This is a genomic window from Hyphomonas sp. UBA3601 (assembly GCF_002375605.1).
GTDB lineage: Bacteria > Pseudomonadota > Alphaproteobacteria > Caulobacterales > Hyphomonadaceae > Hyphomonas.
In genome coordinates this window covers 23601-28343 of sequence record NZ_DFME01000010.1, presented here as the reverse complement: position 1 = coordinate 28343, position 4743 = coordinate 23601, and the positions used below count along the sequence as shown (strand labels likewise).

The 4743-nt window shown below is 55.5% G+C and carries 5 protein-coding genes; 3 read left to right on the top strand and 2 right to left on the bottom strand.

Annotation, left to right across the window (positions count from 1 at the left end; genetic code table 11):
- From B4F73_RS00770 to B4F73_RS00760, 3 genes are all read left to right on the top strand, one after another.
- Nucleotides 1–208 (top strand): hypothetical protein (locus B4F73_RS00770; protein ID WP_290482282.1); only part of this gene is annotated, 208 nt, incomplete at its 5' end.
- On the top strand, nucleotides 205–1614 hold the full coding sequence (locus B4F73_RS00765; protein ID WP_290482281.1) for a glycosyltransferase family 2 protein: 1410 nt from the start codon (nucleotides 205–207) through the stop codon (nucleotides 1612–1614). The genes B4F73_RS00770 and B4F73_RS00765, both read left to right, overlap by 4 nt.
- 142 nt (nucleotides 1615–1756) lie before the next feature.
- A complete protein-coding gene (locus tag B4F73_RS00760) occupies nucleotides 1757–2185 on the top strand; it encodes a response regulator (RefSeq protein WP_206991474.1) in 429 nt (142 codons plus the stop codon).
- A 27-nt stretch (nucleotides 2186–2212) separates the two neighbouring features.
- Here the strand turns inward: B4F73_RS00760 and B4F73_RS00755 are convergent, their stop codons facing one another.
- Together B4F73_RS00755 and B4F73_RS00750 are read right to left on the bottom strand one after the other, a co-directional pair.
- The gene (locus B4F73_RS00755; RefSeq protein ID WP_290482280.1) at nucleotides 2213–4084 is read right to left on the bottom strand and encodes a polysaccharide deacetylase family protein; all 1872 of its coding nucleotides are present in this window, start codon (nucleotides 4082–4084) and stop codon (nucleotides 2213–2215) included.
- Nucleotides 4085–4165: 81 nt separating this feature from the next.
- The coding region (locus B4F73_RS00750) for a DUF3299 domain-containing protein (protein WP_290482279.1) at nucleotides 4166–4743 on the bottom strand (578 nt) is incomplete at its 5' end.

The window sequence follows — 4743 nt, the reverse complement described above, 5'->3', positions numbered from 1 at the left end:
CCACGATACCTACGCGGCCCAGGTCGCAGACTTGCTTTCCGATCCCGTGTGGCTGGTCCAATTTGAAGCGGCGCAAGCTCTGGCCGACATGGGGGCGTCCGGTCGAGAGCTGCTGGAAGTGTCGGCAATATCAAAGGGCAATGAAAGTGCGAACCGTACCGCAGCCTTGGCGCTTGCGGAGCTGAGTGCGATGGAGGCCGTCCAATGATGGAATCCGTTTTCATCGTAGCGAAGTATGTGGGGCTGGTGGTTATCTTTGCCGGTGTTGTCCAGTACACTAATTATTTCGTCCAATTGCTGTTAGCGGCGTTCCAGCTGGCGAAATCGGGGCGTGCCGCGAAGGCTGACGCCCTTTGGCGCCGCTACTCGGATTCGGCGCCGCCCATCGCGATTCTCGTGCCGGCTTATAACGAAGAGAAAACTATTGTCGAAAGCCTTTCATCGCTGATGGCTATTCAGTATCCGAATTATGAGGTCATCATCATCAATGACGGAAGTTCGGATGCCACGCTGGAGGTGCTGAAAGATGCGTTCAATCTTGTAGAAACTTCGCGCCTTTACTCCCCTTTGGCGCCGCACCAACCCATCAAGACGATTTACCGGTCGCAACATCAAAAGCGTCTTGTCGTGATCGACAAGGCAAATGGTGGAAAAGCCGATGCGCTTAACGCAGGTATCAACGTGTCCCGGGCACCTTTGTTTTGCTGCGTTGATGCAGATTCCGTTTTGGAGCCGGATGCGTTGTTGCGCACTGTGAAGCCGTTCATGGAAGACCCAGAGCGGACGATTGCGGTGGGGGGGACTGTCCGGATCGCCAATGGCAGTGTCATCCGGAACGGTCAGATACTGAAGGTGCAGTTGCCCAAGAAGATGCTCCCGCTCCTGCAGACGGTCGAATACCTGCGCGCCTTTCTGATGACCCGAATCGCTTGGAGCCGACTGAATACCGTGCTCATCATTTCAGGGGCCTTTGGCTTGTTCCGGCGCGACGCCGTCCTGAAGGTTGGCGGTTATAGTCTCGGGACGGTCGGTGAAGACATGGAGTTGGTGGTCAAACTGCACAGAACCCTCATAGAGCAAAAACAGGATTATCGTATCCGGTTCATCCCGGAGCCGGTCTGCTGGACCGAAGCGCCCGAGACGCTGAGCGTGCTCCGCAATCAACGGGCCCGTTGGCAACGCGGCACGCTGGAAACATTCGAGCGTCACGGCATGATGGCGCTCAATCCCCGCTACGGATTGGTGGGTGTCCTGGGTTTCGGAAATGTGCTGATCACAGACGTAATTGGACCAATCGTGGATGCTATCGGGTTCATCCTGTTTCCGATATTGGCATTTACGGGCTCGCTTCCACTCGACTACTTCCTCGCCTATATCGCAGTGACGTCAGGCTTTGGATTGGCCATTTCTGTGGGTTCTCTTGCATTGGAAGAAGCGCAGCTGCGCCGTGTGCCCAAGGCATCTGACCTGGCGCTCTTGACGGCAATTTGTGTGTTGGAAAATCTTGGATACCGCCAGCTGAACAGCTTGTGGCGCGTTCAGGGGTGGGTTCAATATCTCAAGAGAAGCGGCTCTTGGGGCGTGATGACCCGGAAGGGGTTCACGGCAAGTTGATCGCTTGGGGGAGGTCGCACCTGCAAGAGCTGCAAAATGACCCGAGATAGATCAAATTCAATATAGTTCGTTTGACGGATGTTTATCGTAATTTGGCACACTGAGCTGAGTAAAAACCTCGCTTGCAGAAGGACTCTTGCAAATGTCCAATAAAATTCTAGTCGCAGACGATGATCGCTTGTTGCGCGGACTGCTCGAGCACAAGCTCGCGGTTGCCGGATTTGAAGTCGATATCGCGGAAGACGGCGGTGCAGCCCTCGAACTCGCGCGCACCATGAAGTATGACCTGATGGTGCTTGATGCGATGATGCCAGTGATGGACGGGTTTGAAGTCCTGCGTCGACTGAAGAATGATCCCGATACGGCCAGCTTGCCGGTGGTGATGCTAACAGCTCGTCGCGGCGAGCATGATGTTCTGGATGCACTGGAGCGGGGTGCCGCTGAGTACCTGACCAAGCCTTTCATTCCGGACGAACTGGTTCTGCGTATCCGCAAGCGTATCAAGGACGAGCGCGCCCGTTTGGATGTGTCTGATCTCCAGCAGGAAGTTCCGACCGAACGCTTCGCGTAGGTCCGACGAACCGTCCCGAGCGAACGCTTACCGGTCCATTGAAGGCATGTTCATTGTAATTGAGAGTTCTGTGCCAGCTGCAGCAATGTAGACGGACCCCGGTGAAAAGCTGACGCCATCGGGGAACTGGGATTGGGGTATCCAGTCCGTATCCAGATCCAGGCGAAGACCCTGTATGGGCAATTCGCTGTCCACCGTGATAACCATCTCGTCTTCAAAGATGCGGGCGTCGACCGATACGCCATCGCGCATGGTCCACCAATCGCCAAATTGCTGCAGTGTCCCGAACCAGGCGAAACGCTTCAGTTCAGGAACCACGGCGTTGAGGAATTCGATTTTTTCTTTCGTGACGTTGGGATGGATCAGCACGACATAGCAGCCCCCATATTCGGCGAGCCGCTTGGCGAGGTCCACGGCCGGTTCCTCCCGCAAGTTCATGTGCGGTGGAATTTCGTCTTCGATGGCGATGGGGAACTGGAAAACGCCTGTTGCACTGTCGTAGCCCCTGCTGAAATTCATGCGGTAGGGCAAATGCGTCAGAACATTTCCCGATGTGGCACTGGAGGCGTATTTGTACCCGCTCGCGTCCAAGGCTTCAGGAAGGCGCGCCGGTGTGGCGAGGTAGCCTGGACGAAACGATACCACTTCTGTTTCCGTGACCTGTTCCAGCAGATACTTGCTCACGCGCAGTTCGCCCAGAATTGAAGCATTCCAGGTTCTGCCTTCATTCAATACGCGGGGCTGGTAGTCAGGAAAGCGCTCGGATCCCTCGCCAAGCGGCATGTCCGAAAAAGTCTTTGCATGCGTCACCGAATGGCTGGCGACCTCCATTCCGGACTCGTTTAGATGCTGAACAATGGGCAGCGTAAAATCATTGAAGAACGCCTTGTCGTTGTAGTCGTCGAAATACTTCGTCTGAATGAAGAAGGTTCCCGGAATTCCGAGCTCTGACAGGAGGTCGCTGAATGCCCTCGTATTGGTCATGGAGTTCGAATAATCGATGTCGAAGGATATGACGACGGCGAGATCTCGCCCTTCCGGCGCGGAGTGAAGCGTGATCGCGGCCGGTTCACTTTGAGTGTAGACGGATTTTATCCATCGCAACCATGTGTCGACAGATGGCTCATAGGCGTTCGCGTAATTTCTCGACACGCCACCATTGCGCCCGTTTGCGGACTTCAGGATGAAGAAGCCGAGATCAAAGCCGATAGCATAAGCTTGTCCACCCTGTTTGGAGGCGTGCGCCACCACAGCTGCGGATCCATCATCGTAGGTGGCCAGAATATTTGTCGCGCCAACGAACGCTTGGGTGCCGATGCGGTGTAGGTCCTTATCAGGGTTTCCAATCCTGACGGTCCTTTCTTCTGGCCGGTCGATAAAGGACAAGGTGGGGTGAGATCCGGAAAAGCGAATCTCCGAATGGTCACGGGATTCTTCGATGCGGTCGAAGCCAAACACGCCTTGCAATCCTCCGCCAAGGATTTGCGTCGCGATCAATGTGCCGCCGGATTCCACGTGCTGGGCGAGGGTCTCCAAGTCTTCGGCATCCAGCAGGCGACCTGAAATTGCTGGGTACGCGAGCACGACCTTGTGTTGGACAGCCGCTTTGGTGTTTCGCGTAATCAAGAAGGGGACACCGATGCTTTTCAACCCTTCAGCCAGTCCGAGCCAGGAGGAATCTTCATCGGTCAGCAGGATGGCGAGTCGCGATTCCGATCCATCGGCGTGAACTGACCAACTGGACGATTGACCATCCGCAATGATGCTATCTGCGGTGGGACCATTCAGACCTGCAAGTCCCTCAAGCGATGGGCGCCGCACATATGTGAGGATGCTTATGGTGATCGCCGCAATTATCAGGGCAGAAATCAGGACTGCGACGCGTTTGTTCCAGAACATCCATTTGTGCCTGTTGAGAGGGTTTCATCCCCAGAAACCGTGAAACCACCTATATTTCGTGAACGCGTTGAATAGTAAGTCCTAGTACTCGTATTTCTCGATGTGAGTCAGCTTGAGCGTATAGGCGGCGTCCGCCAGTTCGCTCTCCTGCGTCTCGGCGGTTAGGATGCCTTCAACCCAGACGGCCTGCGCCAGATCTTTCAACAGGATGGGCTCGTCCGTCGTTACGAATACGGTTTGATTTGGTGGCGGGGGTGGGGCGTGGATACAGGCGCCGAAATAGGGGACCATAAGGAATTCGGTCACTTCGGCTTTTGAGCCATATTCAAACGGCACGGTATAGCCCGGCAACCTGATCGATTTGCCGTTGAGTTCCTTGACGGTGTTGAACGTTCCGATCTGCACCATGGCGTCCGCAGCCGATCCTTCTGCTACGCCTCCGCCACCATAGAGCATCGACATCTGACTCTGGTACATCTGGGCGAGACGTTCTTCTTCGCCTTCCGGCATCAAGTCTTCCCAGCCGATCTCGGTCACGCCGCGCGCTTCGGCCTCGGATTTTTTGCGGGCCTGATCTGCGGCGCGCGCGGCAATCGTTGCTTCGCGTTTGGCTTTGCGCTCAGCTTCGCTTTCGCCAATCTTGTCGCCAACTTGTGGGG